This window comes from Pseudomonas sp. 3-2, assembly GCF_019710535.1.
GTDB lineage: Bacteria > Pseudomonadota > Gammaproteobacteria > Pseudomonadales > Pseudomonadaceae > Aquipseudomonas > Aquipseudomonas pharyngis.
The window spans coordinates 4,281,486-4,302,063 of record NZ_CP081200.1 but is presented as its reverse complement, the minus strand read 5'-3'; the positions used below and the strand labels follow the sequence as shown (position 1 = coordinate 4,302,063).

General features: G+C 61.4%; 15 protein-coding genes and 2 pseudogenes. 7 read left to right on the top strand and 10 right to left on the bottom strand.

Annotated features, from left to right (window positions below):
• Positions 1–16: 16 nt before the first annotated feature.
• Both K3819_RS19370 and tssI read right to left on the bottom strand, forming a co-directional pair.
• Complete coding sequence (locus tag K3819_RS19370) at positions 17–3,010, bottom strand: phospholipase D-like domain-containing protein (RefSeq protein WP_311736286.1); 2,994 nt, start codon at positions 3,008–3,010, stop codon at positions 17–19.
• Between the two features lie 260 nt (positions 3,011–3,270).
• A complete protein-coding gene (gene tssI / locus K3819_RS19365) occupies positions 3,271–5,700 on the bottom strand; it encodes a type VI secretion system tip protein VgrG (protein WP_221397740.1) in 2,430 nt (809 codons plus the stop codon).
• A 269-nt stretch (positions 5,701–5,969) separates the two neighbouring features.
• On the opposite strand from tssI, the gene K3819_RS19360 reads away from it, so the two are divergent.
• The gene (locus K3819_RS19360) at positions 5,970–6,962 is read left to right on the top strand and encodes a diaminopimelate epimerase (RefSeq protein WP_221397739.1); all 993 of its coding nucleotides are present in this window, start codon (positions 5,970–5,972) and stop codon (positions 6,960–6,962) included.
• 148 nt (positions 6,963–7,110) lie between these two features.
• On the opposite strand, the gene K3819_RS19355 is transcribed toward K3819_RS19360, so the two are convergent.
• The 6 genes from K3819_RS19355 to K3819_RS19330 form a co-directional block, all read right to left on the bottom strand.
• Positions 7,111–7,767, bottom strand: a complete 657-nt coding sequence (locus K3819_RS19355) for a carboxymuconolactone decarboxylase family protein (RefSeq protein WP_221397738.1) — start codon at positions 7,765–7,767, stop codon at positions 7,111–7,113.
• A 114-nt stretch (positions 7,768–7,881) separates the two neighbouring features.
• On the bottom strand, positions 7,882–9,117 hold the full coding sequence (gene codA, locus K3819_RS19350; protein ID WP_221397737.1) for a cytosine deaminase: 1,236 nt from the start codon (positions 9,115–9,117) through the stop codon (positions 7,882–7,884).
• A gap of 13 nt (positions 9,118–9,130) precedes the next feature.
• Positions 9,131–10,402 carry a cytosine permease gene (gene codB, locus K3819_RS19345; RefSeq protein WP_074689162.1) on the bottom strand — a complete coding sequence of 424 codons (1,272 nt, stop codon included), beginning with the start codon at positions 10,400–10,402 and terminating at the stop codon, positions 9,131–9,133.
• Between the two features lie 173 nt (positions 10,403–10,575).
• Positions 10,576–11,388, bottom strand: coding sequence for an alpha/beta fold hydrolase (locus K3819_RS19340; RefSeq protein ID WP_221397736.1), 813 nt, complete (start codon positions 11,386–11,388; stop codon positions 10,576–10,578).
• 85 nt (positions 11,389–11,473) lie between these two features.
• Positions 11,474–11,830: a 6-carboxytetrahydropterin synthase QueD gene (gene queD, locus K3819_RS19335; RefSeq protein ID WP_007955941.1), complete on the bottom strand. Its 357-nt coding sequence runs from the start codon at positions 11,828–11,830 to the stop codon at positions 11,474–11,476.
• Positions 11,831–11,916: 86 nt separating this feature from the next.
• A complete protein-coding gene (locus tag K3819_RS19330; protein WP_221397735.1) occupies positions 11,917–12,996 on the bottom strand; it encodes a patatin-like phospholipase family protein in 1,080 nt (359 codons plus the stop codon).
• 146 nt (positions 12,997–13,142) lie between these two features.
• On the opposite strand from K3819_RS19330, the gene K3819_RS19325 reads away from it, so the two are divergent.
• From K3819_RS19325 to K3819_RS19310, 4 genes are read left to right on the top strand one after another with little or no spacing between them, the layout of a single operon-like run.
• On the top strand, positions 13,143–13,451 hold the full coding sequence (locus K3819_RS19325) for a PepSY domain-containing protein (protein WP_039770261.1): 309 nt from the start codon (positions 13,143–13,145) through the stop codon (positions 13,449–13,451).
• On the top strand, positions 13,451–13,762 hold the full coding sequence (locus K3819_RS19320; protein ID WP_064597979.1) for a PepSY domain-containing protein: 312 nt from the start codon (positions 13,451–13,453) through the stop codon (positions 13,760–13,762). The genes K3819_RS19325 and K3819_RS19320 overlap by 1 nt, the downstream gene beginning before the upstream one ends.
• A gap of 3 nt (positions 13,763–13,765) precedes the next feature.
• The gene (locus K3819_RS19315) at positions 13,766–14,434 is read left to right on the top strand and encodes a response regulator transcription factor (protein ID WP_011335105.1); all 669 of its coding nucleotides are present in this window, start codon (positions 13,766–13,768) and stop codon (positions 14,432–14,434) included.
• Entirely contained in the window at positions 14,431–15,744 is a 1,314-nt protein-coding gene (locus K3819_RS19310; RefSeq protein ID WP_221397734.1) for a sensor histidine kinase, read from the top strand. Before K3819_RS19315 ends, K3819_RS19310 begins: the two co-directional genes overlap by 4 nt.
• 39 nt (positions 15,745–15,783) lie before the next feature.
• On the opposite strand, the gene K3819_RS29730 is transcribed toward K3819_RS19310, so the two are convergent.
• On the bottom strand, positions 15,784–16,488 hold the full coding sequence (locus K3819_RS29730) for a methyl-accepting chemotaxis protein (protein ID WP_409348357.1): 705 nt from the start codon (positions 16,486–16,488) through the stop codon (positions 15,784–15,786).
• 201 nt (positions 16,489–16,689) lie between these two features.
• A pseudogene (locus K3819_RS29725) lies at positions 16,690–16,746 on the bottom strand (hypothetical protein); the annotation flags it as partial.
• 1,499 nt (positions 16,747–18,245) lie between these two features.
• On the opposite strand from K3819_RS29725, the gene K3819_RS19300 reads away from it, so the two are divergent.
• Positions 18,246–19,562 (top strand): Na+/H+ antiporter family protein, encoded by a 1,317-nt coding sequence (locus K3819_RS19300; RefSeq protein WP_039770253.1) that lies wholly within the window; start codon positions 18,246–18,248, stop codon positions 19,560–19,562.
• A gap of 206 nt (positions 19,563–19,768) precedes the next feature.
• Positions 19,769–20,545, top strand: a pseudogene (locus tag K3819_RS29720) (cache domain-containing protein); the annotation flags it as partial.
• Positions 20,546–20,578: the final 33 nt, after the last annotated feature.

Genomic DNA, 20,578 nt, shown 5'->3' with positions numbered 1-20,578 from the left:
GTGGCGATGATTCGTGTCATGAACTGTGCTCATTTCGATTGGACGTTTCGCTCACACTTGCGATGTGTACGTCGCTCTTTCTGTCTTCGTTGTGAGCGATGATCGTCAGGTTCAATCCTGAGTCATTGTTCTCACCTTTCGTCCAGCCGATTGGTAGGGCAGTAATGAATCCCTTGATGCCCATGGGAGCGGAATAGGTTTTCACCCCAGCCCATGTCTTGCTCTCCCAAAATCCCTCTTCATGTGGCAAACAGTCTGCCAGTTTTCCACCACGTTTATGATCATCTGGGGAGCGATATGTCCACGTTGGCCAGATTGATGCTGGCATGTCCCCGGCAGGTTCAGACGCTGTCGTTGGATCAACAAGTATTTGCACCTGACTGATGTTCTGAGGAATGAAGTTGAATGACTGCTCGTAAGCTTCCGAATTATTCTTCGCGCGCTTCTGAATATCTCGCCAAGTTTTTTCTGCAGCCGGCTGATCGAGAACTTCGTCCGAAACAGTAAAGTGAGCCACAGGGCCATTTTGCTTCGCCTGACTCATTCCGAAGTGCTTCTTCCACAAATCCTTGCGCAATTTATTGATTATCTTCCCTACCTTCTGGTTGTGCTTGCCGTCCAGCTTGGCTTCAGTCGATTCGCTATCGCGCACAATGACTGCCAGCTCAGAGTCACGTGTCCCGCATTGACTGCGGTCATTGATATTGGCGCTGCCGAGAATCGCCACCCGATCATCCGCAATCAACAACTTGCTGTGCACGTAGATCTGTTCAGTGACCACGCGGTCGCCAAGCGTATCCCAAGTGCGCAGGTTGAGCAGGGTCAAATATTTTGACCAGTCCTGCTGTACGTAAACGGGATCTCCATTCGTATCCACCCGCTCAATAATCTTCCCGGCCTCTTCCTTGCTCGCCCCGCGATCCATCATGTCCTTCATCGCCATGTGCCGTTGAATGCGTTTGACCAGACTCTGTTCGCCAAACACCAGACTTTGCATGGTCAGGTGAACCTGGTGCATAAGGTTCAGCACGTTCAGCGCACCTTCCGGATGCACCGGCAAAATCAGGTACACGTGAAAAGGACGGTTTTCGGCAATCGCCCGACCGATGCGGTCGGCCAGCGCTTTGCCGATGGTGTTGGTGAGCTTCTGTTCTTTCCCCAGTTTCTGAGTCAGCCAGCCCTGTGCGTTGGTCTGCCAGATCATGAGGAAACTTTTGAGAAAGGTGCGGGCCTCTTCACCGGGTTCCTTGCTGATGGCGTTGACTTCTTTCCAGTCGATCCGGGTGAAGTCCTGGTCCTCCATCGCTTCACGCAGTTTGATCCGGGCGACGAAATTCTCGTTCAAGGTAGACGGGTCGCGCAGGCTGGCCATCGGGCCGGACAGTGGCCGACCTTCTGCCAGTTCGCCCTCGTCACCGAAGTCGGTCTGGAAGAACTGATTCTCGATGTAGATGAAGTGCTGGGCACTGGAAATGGTCTGCAGCATGGCGCGCAGGCAGTTGTCCTGGACGCCGCCCACGTTGAAACCCTCGGGCAGCGGCAGGTTGACCCTGGCCATGTCTCGACCCTTGGCTTCCTGAGTGGTCATCGCGGCTGAAGCGCTGCGCAACACTTGCACGCTGACTCCGCCTTGCGCTGTCTGCGGTGGCGTCGGCAGGGTCGGGGCCTGATCGATCCAGACCGGTTTGGGCATGGGCAGCTTCAGGTTGATCTGATTGTTGAGATCCAGGTGATGGGGCAGGCCGGCGTCCCTGACCAGCGTGTTGACCCACTCCATCAGGGCGACGATGACGGTGGTTTTTTCCAGGCTCTTGATCTCGGCGATGTAAGCCTGTTGGCCGTTCCAGCGGTCGATGAAATTGCGCGACAGGTCGTACACCGATGGCCCCTCGATGCGGCTGTGAACGTCTTGCCACGGCATGCGCGGCTGGTCCTTGTCCAGCCGGCTGTAATCTGCCGAAGCCAGTGGCTGCGGTTGGTGTTTGAGATATTCAAAGGGCTCCCGGTGATTGGCCACGCGGTCTTGCAGCAATGCGTAAAAGTGCCCGAGCAATGAAGTGGTCAATTGGCCGATGTTGTTAAGCCAGCCCATTTTCTCTGCGGGCATGGCGTCGTAACCCTTGTCGCAGAACATCGCGACAAGGCGGCCGAGATCGGTCGAGTTCGTCCAGTTGTTGATCAGCTCGTAACTCTTCAGACGCAGCGAAGCCTGCAAATTGCCGGCGCTGGTTTCGACTTCGCGAATCCACACTTGAGCCTGGCCTTTGAGCGGTTCGGCAAGCGGCAGGCGCGTCCAGTTGTGTTTGATCAGCGCGGTGATATTGCGGATGGCCGCGTCGGTCAGATACTCCCTGGGCCTGGCCAAAGGATCGATGGAGGACACGGACTCCTTCAGGCTTTTGCCGGCCTTCATTGCCCGGTCCAGAACGGGCAGGGGGGGACTTGCGAAGAAGTTCTGAATCGCCGCGACGGCGTTGATCACGCTGGCGCGACGGGGCAACGCCAGTTTGATGTTGGTGTTTTCTGTGCCGATGGTCGTTTCGGCCAGCGGTTTGGACAGGTCGAACAGCGTGCCCAACAGCAGGCCGGCTCGACTGACGTGCTTGTTCATGTCCATCCAGCCCAGGTGCGGAATCCCAGGGTTATACGCATCGTTACCCTGGCGGTCGACGGCGCTGAGGCTGAAGTTGTTGTCATCCCGACGACCGTAGGCCAGGTCGATACCGCCGACATAGCCGATCTTGTTGTCGATCACCACGCACTTTTGGTGATGGGAAAATGTCGAGCCCAGGCCCTTCATGTCGCTTTGCTGGATGGCCGGGGTGCAGAAGGCGCGCGGCACTTTCAGCCCGGCGTTGAGCTGGAAAACCGCCAGCATGGTTTCGAAGTCATGGGTGCCGACGCTTGCCGCCGGGCTCAGCCACGGCATGACAAACACTTTCAGTGTCGGGTGCGCCTGGAGGGCGTTGTACAAGCACTCCCACAAGGTCTGCTTGCCGTCCAGGGTCACATCGTAGTTGACCTGCCAGCCCGTGATGAAAATCGAGGTTTCGGCCTTGGCGATTTTCTTGGCCAGATCCTTGTAGTAATCCTCGCCAGTGGTGAAAAAACGTACCTGGTTGCCACTGCGCTTGGGCGCAAAGGCGGACTTGTCCTGAATGAAAAAGTCCGGCGCATTCACGGCGGGCAGGGCTTTACCGGCGGCCGTGTTGATCTGGCTGACTTCCTTGTGGCGAACGCCGTTGTAGGGGGTAGCGGAATCCGTCATGGTCATTCGTCCGTGCTGTGCAGGCGGCTGTACAAGTCGCCGTCGGTGAGCAAGTCCTGCTTGCTGCGTTCGTTGCTGGCGGCGTTGATGGTGCGGTGGTGAGTGCTGTCATGGAAGTCAAGGGCAGCCAAGGCGAAGCGCTCCTTGTCCGCATCCGCCGGTTCGTCATGCAGGGCCACTGGCACGCGTTGCCCTGGATAGCACAGCCACAACGGGCCGGCTTCGGCATAGGCTTTGGAGAGTTTCAGGCGTTGCGGTTCGTCGATATTGACGCGTCCGTTCTCGTCGGTCTGACCTTCGAGCAACGGCTCATCCACGCCGTCCTGGACGATCTGCCACAGGGTGTGGGCCAGCGGGAAACCTTCATCGCCGGGCACATCGGTCAGGGTAATGTCGAAGAAGTATTCCCGTGGCTCGGGCTTGGTCGGCAATACGCCCGGTTGCGCGGGCGCCATGAGATTGCCGGCCTTGGCCGACGGTGCTGGGATCGGCAACAGCGGCTTCAGGATCGCAATCCCGGAACCCGTTCCCGCCGAGCCACCTGCGTTGATCTTCACCACCGGCCCGACCACCGTGATGCCACCGCCATCGAGTTTGATGAAGCTGCCGCCCGCCTGGAGAGTCAGTTCGCTGCCGGCCTCGATGACCATTTTGTCCCCGGCCTTGAGGTGGATTTCCTTGCCAGCGCTGGTCAACTGAGCGGTGCCGAGTTTGATGTGCTGGTCCTGGTTAACGGTCAGGTGATCGCTGGCTTTCACTTCCACTTTGCGATCGGAAATCGTAGTGCGGTGTTCTTCAGCCTTGAGCTCGGTGTAACTGTTCTTAACCACGGTGTCATGACGTTCATTGCCGACCCGAATCTTCTGATCGTGCTCAACGTTTTCATCCCAATCCCGCTGGGCGTGGATGAAGATTTGTTCGGCGCCTTTTTTGTCTTCGATGCGCAGTTCGTTGTAGCCACCGCCGCCTGGGGAGCTGAGGGTTTTGAAGACGCTGCGGGTTTTGTTCGCCGGCAGGGCGTACGGCACCGGGTTTTCCTTGTGGTACAGGCAGCCGGTGACGAGGGGTTGGTCGGGGTCGCCTTCGAGGAAGGTGACGAGGACTTCCATGCCGATGCGCGGGATGGAGATGGCGCCGTAGCGGTCGCCGGCCCAGGAGCTGGAGACGCGCAGCCAGCAGCTGGTCTTGTCGTCGGCCAGGCCTTCGCGGTCCCAGTGGAATTGCACCTTGATGCGGCCGTATTGGTCGCAGTGGATTTCTTCGCCTTTGGGGCCGGTGACCATGGCGGTCTGGCAGCCGAGCACGCGGGGCTTCGGGTGTTCGAGGGCCGGGCGGTAGAACACGTCCCACGGGGTGGCGAGGAAGCGGTTGCGGTAGCCCTGGTGGAAGTCGTCCTTGTTGTCGGTGGTGTCGCTGGTGACCGACTCTTCGAGGACTTGCGGCTGTTTGCCTTCGTGGAAGATTTCGGTGAGCAGCCACAGGTCGTTCCACTCGCTGCGCGGGTGGTCGGACATTTCCATGAAGTGGCCGCTGACCAGTCGGGTCTGGTCACCGCGACCCTCGGCCTGGCGGTAGTCGGCACGGTGACGTTCGAGAGCGCGCTGGCTGAGGAACTTGCCGCGCGCGCGGTCGATGAAACGACCGGGGTAGTCGTAGTCTTCGAGATCCGGTTCAGTGCTCTCGCCGTCCGGTTTGTACGCGGCTTCCATTTGCAGGCGCGGTTTCTCGAAATCGTAGTCGCGGCGGGTGGTGCGGCTGGTGCGGGTTTCCAGGCGCAGCTTGAAGCCTTTGATCACCGGTTCTTCGGCGACCATGCCGCTGCCCTGCACGTAAGCGGTCGGTTGGCCGAGGTTGGGGAACACGGTCTGGTCATCGCCGAACACCAGCAGGTGGCCTTTCTTGCTGTGCTGGAAGTGGTAGTGAATGCCTTCTTCTTCGCACAGGCGCTGGACGAAGTGCAGATCGGTTTCGTCGTACTGCACGCAGTAGTCGCGATCCGGGCACGGCTGGCTGAGCTGGAAGCTGTAGGCGTTGCCCTTGATGCCGTGCTCGTCGAGGATCAGCGCGATGATTTTCGGCGCCGACATCTGCTGGTAGATGCGCTGGTTGGTGCGGTGATGCAGGTATTGCAGCTGCGGCACCAGCGAAACCTTGTAGCGGGTCAGGCGCTTGCCGGCATCGCCCTGGGCCACGCGGTAGATCTGGCCGTGGATGCCCGAGCCCTGCGGATCGAGGGCGAGGAATGCCTGTTTGTGCAGGAGTTTTTCCAGGTCCAGATCCGGGTTTTCGCTGACCAGTTCGATGTCGAAACGAAACGGCTGGCTGATGCCTTCGGTGCCGGTGAACGACAGGACTTGCAGGTCGCCCACCTGCCCGCCTTGAGAGCCGTCGACCGTCAGGCTGAAGTGCGTTTCGTTGGCTGGACTGAACATTTGACGCTCCTTGAGGTGAAACGAAATCTCCTGAAAGTTCTAACCTCGGCGAAAGCCTGATCCAGAACCGAGTCGGATCATAAAGGCTTAAAGTTGCGCAAAAAGTTGCGCACATGCCCGGAAAGCCACGGTTCATATGGTCTTCTTGAAGTTGCTACTAAATGTTTCGTGGCGAAGTGATATCGCTTTTGCTGATATTTCCACGTGATTGACGATCCCGTCAGGCGATACAGTGGAGCGCTGACAGCAACCTGAACGCAGGAAACGAGATGGCAAAGTTCTACGATGCACGCGGCAATATCTATGGTGTGGTTTCACCCCTGCAGGTACGTGAGGTGGGTATCGACCTGCCGACCAACGCACAGGAGGCGGCGTCATCCAGAGCCATCTGGAGCGAGCACGCTATCGCGACATTCTGCCAATGGCCGGATGGGATTCGCCCCACCGGCGTCAAGCATCATCGCAGCGATGGCTTGCTGATCGGCCCGTTTCAATCCTCGCCACCCTTCGACCTGCTGATCGTCAACACCGACGGCACGCTGGCCGAGCGCAGTGGCAACGGCCTGACGATCTTCTCCCAGGCGCTGCTCGAACAGGGGGTGATGCCGGAGGAGGGCGCGACGCTGCGGGTGCATCACGACAAACAGGACGCACTATCGCCCGTGCCGACCTCGGTGAAACCGGCGAAAGTGGCGGGCGTGCAGGGCTTCTGGCTGGACCTCGGCCAGCCCGGTTTCGGCCCGGCGGCGGTCGGTGCGCTCGGGGTTGAGTCGCACCCTTTCAATGGTGTGCAAGTCAGCGGTGTTCGACCGCTGGCGCAACTCGATCCTGCCTGGGCGCACAGCCAGTTCGTGCGCATCGGCAATCCGCATTGCGTGACCCTGGTGCAGGATGAAGCCGCATTGCCGAGCAACGCACAGATGCTTGAATCGCCGCTGGCAGACTGTCTGACCGCCATCGCCTACGCCATGCCCACCGGCGCCGGCCAGCCGTGCCCGGCCGGGATCAACCTGCAATGGGCGATGCGCGCTGGCGATCAACGCATTGTGGCGCGGGTGTTCGAACGGGGCGAGGGGCCGACGGCGTCCTCCGGCACCAGCGCCAGTGCGGTGGCGTCTGCGGCATGGCGGGTAGGCTGGGTGTCGGCGGGAGAGGTGCAGGTGGTGATGCCAGGCGGGACGGCCCCGATTTTACTGGAAGAGCGCGATGGCGAGCTGCTCGGCGTGCGTCTGTTTGGCACCGCACATCGGACAAAAAGGTGAAGTCCCTTTCATGGTCGTCCCCCCGGGAACGATGGATCCCTTGGGGCTTACTGTGAGCCGACACGCCGCGCTTGTCGCCTGTCAGATCTGACAGGTCGGCTCTATCGTTTGGCGATAAAGCCGCCCCGATCCATAACCATGAAACCGTTCATTGGGCCTTGAAAAGTTTCACGGCGACAACAGTGTCATCGTCCACCGTCACATACAGCAGGGCTTTGGGCTGCGTTTCGGGGCTTTGAAAACACTCGACGATCACAGCCTGTGCTGTGCAGGCTTGCAGCGCCAAACGGTCTGCGTGCCGCAATTGGCGTTTCACGGCGGCACTCAACGGAATTGGTGAATGGCCCTCGCGAACGTCAGAGCAAAATCTCGAAGTGACTTCTCTCGGGGTAGGGGGCGGTGGTGATTCAAGGCCCGCGTCTGCAAACAGATGATTGAGCTGCTCCGCAGCGCTGACCGCTCGGGGGAAACCGGCGAAGGCCGAAGCCTGCAGCAGTATTTCAGTCAATTCACCCGGTGCGAGGCCCGATGCCAGGCCGGTTTTGAGGTGCACGCTCAGCGGTGGTCCGACCATGCCCGAGGCGACAATGGCGGCAAATGACACCGCTTCGCGTAATCGCGGATCAAGACCGGGACGTGAGTGTAAATGTCCGTACACCACGCCAACGGCAAGTTCGCGCAGTGCGGGAACGGTACGAAACAAGGCGTCGAGCCTGTCCCCGCCATCGGGTACGAGTTCGACAAACGTATGGCGGCCTTCCTGGTAAAGCGTGGCCATGGGATCGGAAGTGGTCTTTTGATTCATGTCGCGTCCTCACGGATCAATGAGGATGGCAGCGGAGCAACTACGCGCGAACTACGGCATGACAGTGCGTCCATCGGAAGAAGTCGGCGCCGTTGCAGCGCCGACTTCTACACCTTAGACGAATTCCACCACCGGCATCTGCCGCTTCATCAGCACCTTGCCGTTGCGGATCGAATACAGCGGCAGGCCCTGGCTGCGGATGACTTCGTAATCGCTGTCCGCCGACAGGATCAGCAGGTTCGCCGGGCGGCCCTGTTCCAGGCCGTAGCGCTCACCGAGGTGCATGGCCTTGGCGCTGTTGTCGGTGACCAGATCCAGCGCGCTCTGCAGGTTGCGATAACCGAGCATGTGGCAGATGTGCAGGCCGGCTTCGAGGACCCGCAGGATGTTGCCGTTGCCCAGCGGATACCACGGATCGACGATCGAATCCTGGCCGAAGCAGACGTTCATGCCGGCTTCGAGCAGTTCGTTGACGCGGGTCACGCCGCGGCGTTTCGGGAAGTTATCGAAGCGACCTTGCAGGTGAATGCTTTCGGTCGGGCAGGAGACAAAACTGATCCCCGAATGGCCGAGCAGGCGGAACAGTTTGGCGCAGTAGGCGTTGTCGTAGGAGCCCATCGCGGTGGTGTGGCTGGCGGTCACGAGGGCGCCCATGTCGCGGCTGCGAGCCTCTTCGGCCAGCACTTCGAGGAAGCGCGAATGCGGGTCGTCGGTTTCGTCGCAGTGCACGTCCACCAGGCAGCAGGTGCGCTCGGCGAGGTCCATCAGGAATTTCACCGAACTGACGCCCTGATCGCGGGTGTATTCGAAATGCGGGATCCCGCCGACCACGTCCGCGCCCATGCGGATCGCTTCTTCCATCAGCTCGCGACCATTACGAAACGACTCGATGCCTTCCTGGGGGAACGCGACGATCTGCAGGTCGATCAGGTGACGGCTTTCCTCGCGTACTTCAAGCATCGCTTTGAGCGCGGTGAGTTGCGGGTCGGTGACGTCGACGTGGGTGCGCACGTGCTGGATGCCGTGGGCGGCGAGGGTTTGAATGGTTTTCCTGGCCCGGGTTTTGGTGTCTTCCTGGGTGATGGTGACTTTGCGCTCGCCCCAGCACTCGATGCCTTCGAACAGCGTGCCGCTCATGTTCCAGCGCGGCTCGCCGGCGGTCAGGGTGGCGTCGAGGTGAATGTGCGGCTCGACGAAGGGCGGCACCACCAGATTGCCGCCGGCGTCGAGGTCGTCGGGGCCCAGAGTCGGCGCTTCGGTCTGGCGAGCGATGCTGCTGATCAGGCCGTCTTCGAGGTGCAATTCGTGCAGACCTTCCTGGTTGCGCAGTCGGGCGTTGATGATGTGCATCGGGCGAATCCTTTTATAGATCTTGTAGAGGGGCGGCCGCGTTGCGGGCGCCGAGCAGGCCGGTCACTGCGATATACGTTAACGCGGCAACGGCGATGCCGACCAGCGGCGCGACCCACGGCGAGCCGAACGCGGCGACGGTTCCGGCCGCGTAAGCCGCCAGCCCCGGCCAGTTGAACGCCGGTAACCGTGCGTCGGCCAGACGCGGATAACGCCCGCGCCAGCGGAAGAAAAAGTCCGCCATGATCACCCCGCCAATCGGCGGGATCACCGTGCCCAGCAGGATCAGATAAGGCACCAGCATGTCGTACATGCCCAGCAGCGCGAGCGCCGTGCCGATCACGGCACCGGCCAGGGTCACGGTCTTGCGGCGCCCGGTGCGCAGCAGGTTGCAGCCGGCGACGGCGAAGTTGTAGATGGTGTTGTCCTGGGTGCTCCAGATGTTCAGCAACAGCATCGCCATCGCCGCCATGGCGAAGCCTTGCAACAGTAGCACTTCGACCACGTCGGGTTGTTGGTAGACGATTGCGCCGTAGGCGCCGATCAGCACCATCAGGCCATTGCCGATGAAAAAGCCGATCAGGCTGGCCAGCACCGCGACCCGCGCCGAACGGGAAAAACGCGTCCAGTTGGTGGCCTGGGTCGCACCGCTGACGAAGGTGCCGAACACCAGCGTGATGGCGGTCGACCAATCCAGCGAACCGCTGGGCACGACGCTGAGCAAACCGTCGAGGCCGCCGACTTTCACGGTGGCGACCCACATCGACAGCATCAGCAGCAACATCATCGCCGGTACCGCGATGTACGACAGAATCTCCAGTCCGCGATAACCGACATACGCCGTGGCGCAGAACACCAGGCCGAACAGCACCATCAGCCCCAGCACCGTGGCTTCATTCAGATCGAAATATTTGCCGAGCACCACCGCCGCCGTCGCGGTGCCCCAGGCGTACCAGCCGATCTGGGTGAACCCGAGGATCAGGTCGCTGAGCTTGCTGCCGACTTCGCCAAAACAGAAGCGCCCCATCAGCACCGAATTCAGCCCGCTCTTGAAGGCGATGTAACCCAGGCCTGCGGCGTACACGCCGAGCAGCAGATTGCCGATGACGATGACGGCGAGCATTTCGCCGAAGTTGAACGCCACGCCGAGCTTGCCGCCGGCAAACATGGTCGCCGTGAAGAAGGTGAACCCCAGCAGCACCATCGCCGTGGAGGCCAGGCCTTTGCGCGCGTGCATCGGCACTTCGCTGAGGGGGTAATCGTTGCCGGGATCGTTTTGCGTCATGGGGGCATTCCTTGCTGGAAAGGGGAGGACGCGAAGAGGTTGCAGCGGTCGTGCCAAACGCGATGTTGCGGGTATTTATAGACGAGACACGGATGATCGGCGCGAAAGCAGTGCATCGGGCGCCACACCGAACCATGTGGGAGCAGTTGTTCCCACAGGGGCACGGGATTGGATCAGAGGAACCGCAGCAGCGCAGCGACTATGGCTTCAGGCGCATCCTCCTGCACCAGATGCCCGGCATTCGGGATCGGGTGAAACTGCGATCCGGGAATCATCCTGTGCAACTCGCGCCCGCGCTCAATGGGAATCCACTGATCCTCTTCACCCCAGAGAATCTGCACCGGGCAGCGGATCGTCGGGTACAGCGGCTGCGCCTCCAGCGTGTAGCGCTGATCCATCTGCGCGATCTGCCGGTAGAACGCCGCTTGCCCCGGATCGCCCAGCCACGGCTGCACGTAGGGCGCCAGTTCGTCATCGGGAATCTCCCGGTGAATCGCCCCGCGAATGTAGGTCGGTACGATGGCGCGCTGGATGTAATCCGGCAGGCCGCTGAACGCCGCTTCGTGCTGGCGCACGTGCTGCACGAACGGCGAACCCCAGGGTGTCAGCGCGACCGGGTCGATCAGGGTCAGGCTGCGGTAATCCTTGCCGTTGAGCAGATGAGCGCGCAGCACGGTGGCGCCGCCGAAGTCGTGGGCGACCACGTCCGGGCGTTGCAGATTCCAGTGATCGAGCAACTGAACGAGCAATTCGTTCTGCACGCCGAGGGAAACGTCGGCATCCGGTTGCTCGGACTGCCCGTAGCCCAGCAGGTCGAAGTAATGCACCCGATGCGTGGCAAAAAAGTGCGGCGCGATGCGGTGCCACACGTAAGACGAGAAGGGCGTGCCGTGCACGAATACCAGCGGCGGGCCGTCGCCGCGCACCCCGTGGCGAATCTGTCGCCCGTTGAAATCAAAGACCTGATCCAGCAGCCAGTCCGTCATGGGCCTGTCCTCTTGGCGGGTTCGAGCCAAAAAGCATAGGCGTAAAAAAACCACCGGTCTCGGTGGTTTTTTTGTGTCGCGGGAATTACTCGCCGCGATAGATGCAACCGCTGGTGCAGGTCTCGTGGATGCGGATCGCACTGAGTTCCGGCAGCAGGGGCTTCAATTCATTCCAGATGAATTTGGCCAGCACTTCGCTGGTCGGGTTCTCAAGGCCAGGAATGTCGTTCAGGTAGTTGTGGTCCAGACGCTCGTACAGCGGCTTGAAAATCGCCTTGATCTCGGAGAAATCACGGATCCAGCCAGTGTGCGGATCGAGGTCGCCGCTCAGGTGAATCGCCACTTTGAACGAGTGACCGTGCAGGCGTCCGCACTTGTGGCCGTCCGGTACGTGGGGCAGGCGGTGGGCGGATTCGAACGTAAATTCCTTGAAGATTTCCACAGTGATTTCAGCTCTGTTCAGATGGCGTTCGCCGCAGCGAATTCGGGCAGGCGGCGAGTTTATCAGCTTGTTCCCGGCTGTGCTGACTAAAGGGTCAGCAAGCGCTCGGCGAGGCGACCATTGGCAGTCAGTTCAAGGAATTCGTCACCCATCCGGCGGCTCTCGTCCATCGCCGCGCGCCAGTATTTCTGTCGGCTCGGCGCATCGCCCATGAAACGCTTGAAGTCGTTACGGTCGGGGAGTTTGCCGTAGGGCAGACGCGCCAGGTATTCCTTCGACGGCGCGAGCAGCAGCACGTCCTGCAAGCGCTCCACCGAAGCTTTGCGCCAAGGCAGAGTCTTGTCGAACCAGCCCGGGATCACTCGGTCGGTGAAGTGCGGATAGAGCACGATGCCGTCGCCGCTGTAGGGCAGGTCGAGGTGGTAGTCCAGCAGACCGCCGTCGCGGAAGGTGCCGGCACCGGCGCCCGGCAGGTCGCGCACGCCTTCCATGACCATCGGGATCGAACCCGATGCCAGCAGCGCCTGGCGCAGGTTGCCGGCGTCGAGGGCGACGAAACGCGACGGGAAGTCATTCAGCGCATGCACCGGTGGCGCCAGGCGCGGGTCGTGGATGATCAGCCGTTCGAAGTGCCGCGACAGCCGCGCGCGGCCGCGCAGGTTGTCGGCGATCACCGAACCCAGCGCCAGCCCGAGCCGGCCGCGATGATCCTCCGCCAGCCCGCCGTGGCTTTTGACCACCATGATGTTCAAGCGGTAATGGGCGTTGGTCAGAAGGCTCGTGTCTCGGCCGTCGAGCAGGTCATCGAGCATGCGCTGCGAACTGCGGCTGACCTCGGCAATGGTCACGCCTTTGTTGAAGTTCTGCTCGGTGTACAGATGACCAAGGCGGCGGATGCCTTCGGCGGCGTCCGGCAGGCAGGCACTGGCGAACCGCCAGGAACCCACCGACGCACCGATCAGCGAACGCTCGCGCGGCGCGGCCGGCAGCCACTCGCCGAACAACGCCAGATCCAGCCCCTGAATCCCCAATGCCTTGGGCCCACCGGCAGCGCCGGGCAGGGTACCGACGTCGGCGGCGTTCAGGCCTTGGGCACGAATGCGCGCCATGGCCCTGGGGCCGGCCTTGAGGGTGAGGGCAGGGAACTTGATGTGAATGGCGGTCATACCGGTCTCGATCGTTAGCAAGCGAAAGATTATAAGCACATGTTGCCGTGGCTGCAGGAGCAGGCCCAATGATGGCAATTCAGTTTCAGTTAAGTTCGCACCGTTAAGGTGCGGCCCGTAGCGACACATAAAAATACGGAGACACCATGAAAACCCTGACTGCCCTGACCATCGCCTCGATCATCGGCCTCACCGCCAGCACCGTTCACGCCCGCGATCTCGGCCCGGATGAAGCCCTGCGCCTGCGCGACGCTGGTACTATCGTCTCCTTCGAGAAGCTCAACGCCACCGCGCTGGCCAAACACCCGGGTTCGACGATCACCGACACCGAGCTGGAAGAACAGTACGGCAAGTACATCTACCAGATCGAACTGCGTGATCCGCAGGGGCTGGAATGGGATCTGGAACTGGACGCGGTGAGCGGGCAAGTGCTCAAGGATCATCAGGATACGTAATGAAGGTGAATGTTCGCGCCACCCGCCGTACGGCATTGGCGCTGGTGATGTTTTGCTCGACGGCCATGGCCCGCGACCTGGGTCCCGACGAAGCCCTCAATCTGCGCAAGCAGGGTGTGATCCTGCCGCTCGAGCAGGTATTACACCAGGCGATGGACCGTTATCCCGGCGCGAAACTGCTGGAAGTCGAGCTGGAAGAAAAACACGACGTCTACATTTATGAAGTCGAGTTGCTGACCGTCGAGGGTGTGGCCCGCGAGCTGCACTTGAAGGCCGACACCGGCGAACTCGTGAAAGACAAGGAAGATTGACCGATGCGCTTGCTTCTGGTGGAAGACCACGTACCGCTGGCCGACGAATTGCTGGCAGGCCTGCAACGTCAGGGCTACGCGGTGGACTGGCTGGCGGACGGACGCGATGCGGTCTATCAGGGCAGCAGCGAGCCTTATGACCTGATCGTCCTCGACCTCGGTCTGCCCGGCGTTCCGGGGCTTGAGGTGCTGGCGCAATGGCGCGCCGGCGGTCTGACGATTCCGGTGCTGATCCTCACTGCCCGCGACTCCTGGGCCGAGCGCATCGAAGGCCTCAAGGCCGGTGCCGACGATTACCTGACCAAACCCTTCCACCCGGAAGAGCTGTATTTGCGCATCCAGTCGCTGCTGCGCCGTTCCAAGGGCCAGGCCAACCAACCGACGCTCAAGGCCGCAGGACTGCACCTGGACGAGGGCCGCCAGTGTGTCGTGCGCGACGGCGCCGATATTCAGCTGACCGCTGCCGAATTCCGTCTGCTGCGCTACTTCATGCTGCACCCGGAACAGATCCTCTCCAAAAGCCACCTTGCCGAGCACCTCTACGACGGCGAGACCGAGCGCGATTCCAACGTGCTGGAAGTTCACGTCAATCACCTTCGCCGCAAGCTCGGCAAGAGCGTGATCGAAACCCGTCGCGGTCAGGGTTATCTGTTTGGCGGACAGGCTTCGTGAGATCGATCCAGCGCCGCTTGAGCCTGGGGTTGATCAGCGTGCTGGTGGTCGTCGGTGTGCTGCTGGCGCAAACCAGCCTGTGGCTGTTCGAAGTGGGATTGCAGCGCTATCTCGAAGCCGGGCTGCGCAACGACAGCGAGAGCCTGCTGGTGGCGCTGGTTCGCGGGCCGCAAGGCTTGCAGCTGGATGAGCGGCACCTGTCACCGGCTTATCAGCGACCGTTTTCCGGGCATTACTTCCGCATCGACTTCGCTGACAGCCATTGGCGCTCCCGCTCGTTGTGGGATCAGGACCTGCCGTTGCTCGAACGCTCCGGCCTGCACAGCAACTTGCAACTGGGGCCGGACGGCCAGCAATTGCTGGTACTGCGCTCGGACTATCGACGGCTCGGTCAGTCGATTTCCATCAGCGTGGCTCAGGATTACACGCCGGTGCGCGAGAGTTTCCAGCGCATGCGCCAGATCGGCCTCGGCCTCGGTTTGGCCGGGTTGCTGCTGATTCTGTTGTTGCAACGTCTGACCGTGCGCCGCGCGTTGCGGCCGCTGGAAAAGGCCCGCGAGCAGATCGCCCAGTTGCAGCAGGGCCAGCGTTCGCAACTCGATGAACAAGTGCCGGCGGAACTGGAACCGCTGGTGGCGCAGATCAACCATTTGCTGGCGCACACTGAAGACAGCCTGAAGCGTTCGCGCAACGCTCTGGGCAATCTCGGGCATGCGCTGAAAACCCCGTTGGCGGTGCTGTTGAGTCTGGCGTCGAGTGAACGGCTCGACGCGCACCCGGAACTGCGCAAGATCCTCAAGGAACAACTGGAGCAGGTTCAGCAACGGCTGAACCGCGAGCTCAACCGTGCGCGGCTCTCTGGCGATGCGTTGCCGGGAGCGCTGTTCGATTGCGACGCCGAGCTGCCGGGGTTGCTGTCGACGTTGAACATGATCCATGGCGAGCATCTGGAACTGAGTTACGTGGCCCCGCCGGGCCTGCAATTGCCGTGGGATCGTGAAGATCTGCTGGAACTGCTCGGCAACCTGCTGGACAACGCCTGCAAATGGGCGGATGCCGAGGTGCGGCTGAGTGTGGTCGAAACGGCGGATGGTTTTGTGCTGAGTGTGGAAGACGACGGGCCGGGGATTCCCGAGGCGCAGCGGGCTCAGGTATTCAGCCGGGGGACGCGGCTGGATGAGCAGACCGACGGGCATGGCTTGGGGCTGGGGATTGTGCGCGACATCGTCGACACCTGGGGCGGGGTGCTGGTGCTGGGCGAAAGCGAGTGGGGCGGGTTGAAGGTGGAGATTCAGTTGCCTCGACGGTGAGCCCGCCCCCACGAGGTTTGTGGTGAGCGGGCTTGAGCGTCAGACCCGAAACTGATCCATCAGACTCTGCTGCTGATTCGCCAGACTATTGAGCGACTGACTCACCCGCGCCGATTCATTCGCCTGCCCCGACAGCGACTCCGTCACATCACGAATCGTCGCCACGTTGTTGTTGATCTCTTCAGCCACCGCGCTCTGTTCCTCGGCGGCGCTGGCAATCTGCAGGTTCATGTCGCTGATCACCGTCACCGCATCACCGATCTGGCGCAGCGCCGTCACGGCCTGGCCGACCTGTTCGACGCTGCCCTGGGCCTGGCGATGGCTGTTGCCCATCGAACCGACCACGTCCTGGGTGCCGTTCTGTAATTGCTCGATCACCTGGCGGGTTTCTTCCACCGATTCCTGGGTGCGGCGGGCGAGGTTGCGCACTTCGTCGGCGACCACCGCAAAACCGCGCCCGGCTTCACCGGCGCGGGCGGCTTCGATGGCGGCGTTGAGGGCCAGCAGGTTGGTCTGTTCGGCGATGGCGCGGATGGTTTCCAGCACGGTGCCGATCTTCTCGCTGTTGGCGGCCAGGCCTTCGACCTGCACCATCGCTGCACTCATGTCGGCGGCGAGGGTGTCGATGCTGGCGGTGGTGCGGTCGATCACGGTCAGGCCCTGACGGGTGGCGCGGTCGGCATCCTTGGCCGCTTCGGCGGCTTGTGCCGCGCTGCGGGCCACGTCCTGGGCGGTGGCGCTCATTTCGTGGGATGCGGTGGCGACCTGATCGACCTGACGGTATTGCTGCTCCATGCCGGCGCTGGTCTGGGTCGCAATCGCTGAAGACTGGTCGGCGGTGTTGCGCGCGTCCTGCACCGAGCGTTTCACCTCGGCGATGATCGGTTGCAGCTTGTCGAGGAAACGGTTGAACCAGCCAGCGAGTTGACCGAGTTCGTCTTTCTTGTCATAGGCCAGGCGGCGGGTCAGGTCGCCTTCGCCGCTGGCGATGTCTTCCAGCATGTGGGCCACGCCGAGGATCGGTTTGGTCACGCTGCGCGCCATCAGCCACACCAGCAAAAGGCCGATCAGCGCAGCGAGCACGCCGAGGCTCAGTTCGATCAGGGTGCCTGAGGTGTTGCTGGCATCGAGTTGCTGCTTGAGTGCTTCGGCGCGACTGACCAGAACCTTTTCCGGCACATCGAGCAGTACGCCCCAGGACGGGCCGCCGGGAATCGGCTGGAACGGCGACAGCACTTTCAGTTGCGCGTTGCTGTGCAGGCTGCTGACGGCGTTGCTCGAGGCGAGCAGACGCAGCAGTTCGGCGCCGCTGGTGGTGTCCACGGCATCCAGGCGCTGGCTGAGTTTATTGGCGTTCGGGCTGTAACCGGCGAGCAGGCCGGCGGGGCTGACGATGCTCACGGCGGTCTGGCCGTCGTAGAGCTTTTTGCTGGCGCTCTGGCTGATCGCTTGCAGGCTGTTGAGGTTGATGTCCACCGACAGCGAGGCGATGACTTTGCCGTTGACCATCAGCGGGAACACGATGCTGGTCATCAGCACCTTTTGCCCGTCGATCACATAGAAGTAGGGTTCGATCACGCATGGCTTGAGCGTGGTGCGCGGGCAGGTGAACCAGGCGTTGGCGGCCTGACCGCTGGGGCCGGTGCTCGTGTCGCTCATGTCGCTTTCCGGCAGGGCCATCGAGGTCACCTTGCCCGGGGTCGGCTGCGACCAGTACAGGGCGAAACGGCCCTTGTCGTTGCTGCCTAATTCACTTTGCCCGGCGAATAGTTCGTCTTTGCCATCCAGCGCGTTGGCTTCAAACACCAGCGACAGGCCTAGCAGATCCGGATTGGCCTGCAAGGCCGATTTCACCTGACGGGTCATGTCCTCACGCAGGTCGAAGGCATCGAGGAAGCGCTTCTCGGCCTGCTCACGCAGGAACAGCACCTGACGCGAGAAGCCGTGGCCATATTGATAGGCATCCATGAACTGCTGGCGAATGCCCGCTGCCTGGACTTCGCCCTGGGATTCGATGCGGGCCTGGGCCGACTCGGTGAGCATTTCCATGCTCGAAGCTTTCACCAGTTCGGAACTGTGCTCCATGCGATACAGCGAAAGACCTACCAACAGGGTCACGATACCGGCCAGGCAGAGCCCGGCGAGCAGGGTGATTTTCCATTGGATGGAAAGTTGTCTGAGTGACATGGAAACGTCCTTATTCGATAAATATCTGAGACTTTGCACTGTAACGGCCGCGTTTCGGCTTTCTTTATGGCGTAAATGCAATAGGGCGAATTGACGCATGTTGTGGCGGATATGCCCTGTTCAGCGGATTGATCATGGAAAGTTACACAGTGTTGCGACCAGTCGCTTTGACACTGCGCCCGCGCTGCGGCACAGTGCGCGCCCTTCTAATAAGACCCTCTATGCAAATCCGCTGGCGACCCTCGTGGCTTGTCGGCCGGACTCATCCTGTCTGGCGGTGAATGGTTTTACCGTCGTGTTTTTGAGGTAGTGAAATGAATGCAGTGATTGCTGCGGTCGGCGTCATGCTGATCCTCAGCCTGTCCCGGGTGCATGTGGTGATCGCATTGATCGTCGGTGCGCTGGTTGGTGGCCTGACCGGTGGTCTGGGTATCGACGCCACGCTCAAGGCTTTCAACAGTGGCCTGGGCGGCGGGGCGACGGTGGCGTTGTCCTACGCGTTGCTCGGCGCTTTCGCCGTGGCGATTGCCAAGTCCGGCCTGGCCCATGCGCTGGCCGACAAGGCTCTGGCGATGGTTGATCGCCAGCATGCGACCGGTGGCGGCAGCGTCAAATGGCTGCTGATCGGCCTGCTGTGGGTGGTGGCGATCGCTTCGCAGAACATCCTGCCGATCCACATTGCGTTCATTCCGCTGCTGGTGCCGCCGCTTCTCTATGTACTGACCAAGCTGCAACTGGACCGCCGGTTGATCGCCTGCGTCATGACTTTCGGCCTGATTACGCCGTACATGTTCCTGCCGGTGGGCTTCGGCAACATTTTCCTTAATGAAATCCTGCTGGCCAACGTTGCCCGCAGTGGCGTTGACATCAGCGGGATCAACGTCACCCATGCCATGGGAATTCCGGCGCTGGGCATGCTGGCAGGGCTGGGTATCGCCTTTATCAGTTACCGCAAGAAACGCGTCTACGACCTGGGAAAAATCGAGCAGGTCGAGCAGGTGGCAGTGCAGTACAACCCGCGCAGCCTGTTGATCGCCGGCGTCGCCATTGCCGCAGCCTTCATTATTCAGTTGCTGCTGGATTCGATGATTATCGGGGCGCTGGCCGGTTTCCTGATCTTTTCGGCGTCGGGCATCGTCAAATGGCGCGAAACGGATGACCTGTTCACCGAAGGCATGAAGATGATGGCGATGATCGGCTTCATCATGATCGCCGCCTCCGGCTTCGCCGAAGTGATGAAGGCCACCGGCGAGGTGCAGACGCTAGTCGAGTCGTCGGCGTCGTGGATCAACCACAGCAAAGGCATCGGTGCCTTGCTGATGCTGCTGGTCGGGCTGCTGGTAACCATGGGCATCGGCTCTTCGTTTTCCACGGTGCCGATCCTGGCGGCGATTTTTGTGCCGCTGTGCGTGCAACTGGGCTTCAGCCCGATGGCGATTGTCTGCATCGTCGGCACGGCCGGTGCCTTGGGCGATGCCGGTTCGCCCGCGTCGGACTCGACCCTCGGCCCGACCTCCGGGCTGAACATCGACGGCCAGCACCATCACATCTGGGACACCGTGGTCCCGACTTTCCTGCACTACAACCTGCCGCTGCTGGCGTTTGGCTGGGTGGCTGCGATGGTCCTGTAACCCCCAAATTCCCTGTGGGAGCGGGCTTGCCCGCGATGGCGTCCGCCTATTCAATATTTATGTGACTGAAACACCGCTATCGTCGGATCGCCGCCCGGGGCAAGCCCGCTCCCACAAGGACATGAGGTGTCTCCAGGCTCAACTTTTGGTTCCGCGTGCCGTTAAAGCCTTTAACCACGCCAATAAAACCAAAAGAGTGAGCCCCCATGCGCCTGAGTCTCAAGGCTAAAGTCCTGTCCCTTGCCGTCCTTCCGGTGCTGCTCTTTGCACTGGTGATCAGCCTGACCACGCTGTTCATCCTTCAGGAACAGGCGCGCAATGAAGTCCAGCAGACCCGCGAACGCTTGCTCGGCGACGCCAAAGCTACGCTGGCCAGCTACGTCGCCGTCGCCATGACCACCATCAAACCGTTGTACGACGCTGCCGCTCCCGGCGACGCCGAGGCGCGGGCGCAAGCGATCAAACTGCTGTCGAGCATCAAGTACGGCAAGGATGGCTACTTCTTCGGCTACGACTCCGAGACCGTGCGCCTGTTCAAGGCCAACGACCCCGAAGGCGTGGGCAAAAGCTTCAAGGACAACCGCGACCCGAACGGCGTCTACGTCAACCGCGACCTGGTGAAAGTCGCGAAGGACGGCTCCCACTACCTGCAATACAGCTCGCCGCTGCCGGGCAACGCGAAAGTGCTGGTGCCGAAACTCGGCTACACCGAATACCTGGCGAAGTGGGACATGGCGGTGGGTACGTCGGTCAACCTCGATGGCATCGAAGCGCAAGTGGCGGTGGTCGAGGCCAAGGTGCAGGAGCGCATGCAGGGCGTGGTGCTGAGCATCGTCGGCGTGGCGGTGGTGGTGCTGCTGGTGATCGCGGCGGCGGGGATGCTGCTGGCCAACACCATTCTGCGACCGCTGACCCTGATGAAAGCCAACCTCGATGACATCGCGGCGGGCGAGGGCGACCTGACCCGGCGCCTGACCATCACCAGCCAGGACGAACTCGGCGAACTGGCCGGCTCG

Excerpts from the sequence above, each read along its gene's own strand:
- tssI (WP_221397740.1), bottom strand. The coding sequence starts at position 5,700 with ATGTTCAGTCCAGCCAACGAAACGCACTTCAGCCTGACGGTCGACGGC.
- K3819_RS19360 (WP_221397739.1), top strand. The coding sequence starts at position 5,970 with ATGGCAAAGTTCTACGATGCACGCGGCAATATCTATGGTGTGGTTTCA.
- K3819_RS19355 (WP_221397738.1), bottom strand. The coding sequence starts at position 7,767 with ATGAATCAAAAGACCACTTCCGATCCCATGGCCACGCTTTACCAGGAA.
- codA (WP_221397737.1), bottom strand. The coding sequence starts at position 9,117 with ATGCACATCATCAACGCCCGACTGCGCAACCAGGAAGGTCTGCACGAA.
- codB (WP_074689162.1), bottom strand. The coding sequence starts at position 10,402 with ATGACGCAAAACGATCCCGGCAACGATTACCCCCTCAGCGAAGTGCCG.
- K3819_RS19340 (WP_221397736.1), bottom strand. The coding sequence starts at position 11,388 with ATGACGGACTGGCTGCTGGATCAGGTCTTTGATTTCAACGGGCGACAG.
- K3819_RS19330 (WP_221397735.1), bottom strand. The coding sequence starts at position 12,996 with ATGACCGCCATTCACATCAAGTTCCCTGCCCTCACCCTCAAGGCCGGC.
- K3819_RS19325 (WP_039770261.1), top strand. The coding sequence starts at position 13,143 with ATGAAAACCCTGACTGCCCTGACCATCGCCTCGATCATCGGCCTCACC.
- K3819_RS19320 (WP_064597979.1), top strand. The coding sequence starts at position 13,451 with ATGAAGGTGAATGTTCGCGCCACCCGCCGTACGGCATTGGCGCTGGTG.
- K3819_RS19315 (WP_011335105.1), top strand. The coding sequence starts at position 13,766 with ATGCGCTTGCTTCTGGTGGAAGACCACGTACCGCTGGCCGACGAATTG.
- K3819_RS29730 (WP_409348357.1), bottom strand. The coding sequence starts at position 16,488 with ATGAGCGCCACCGCCCAGGACGTGGCCCGCAGCGCGGCACAAGCCGCC.
- K3819_RS19300 (WP_039770253.1), top strand. The coding sequence starts at position 18,246 with ATGAATGCAGTGATTGCTGCGGTCGGCGTCATGCTGATCCTCAGCCTG.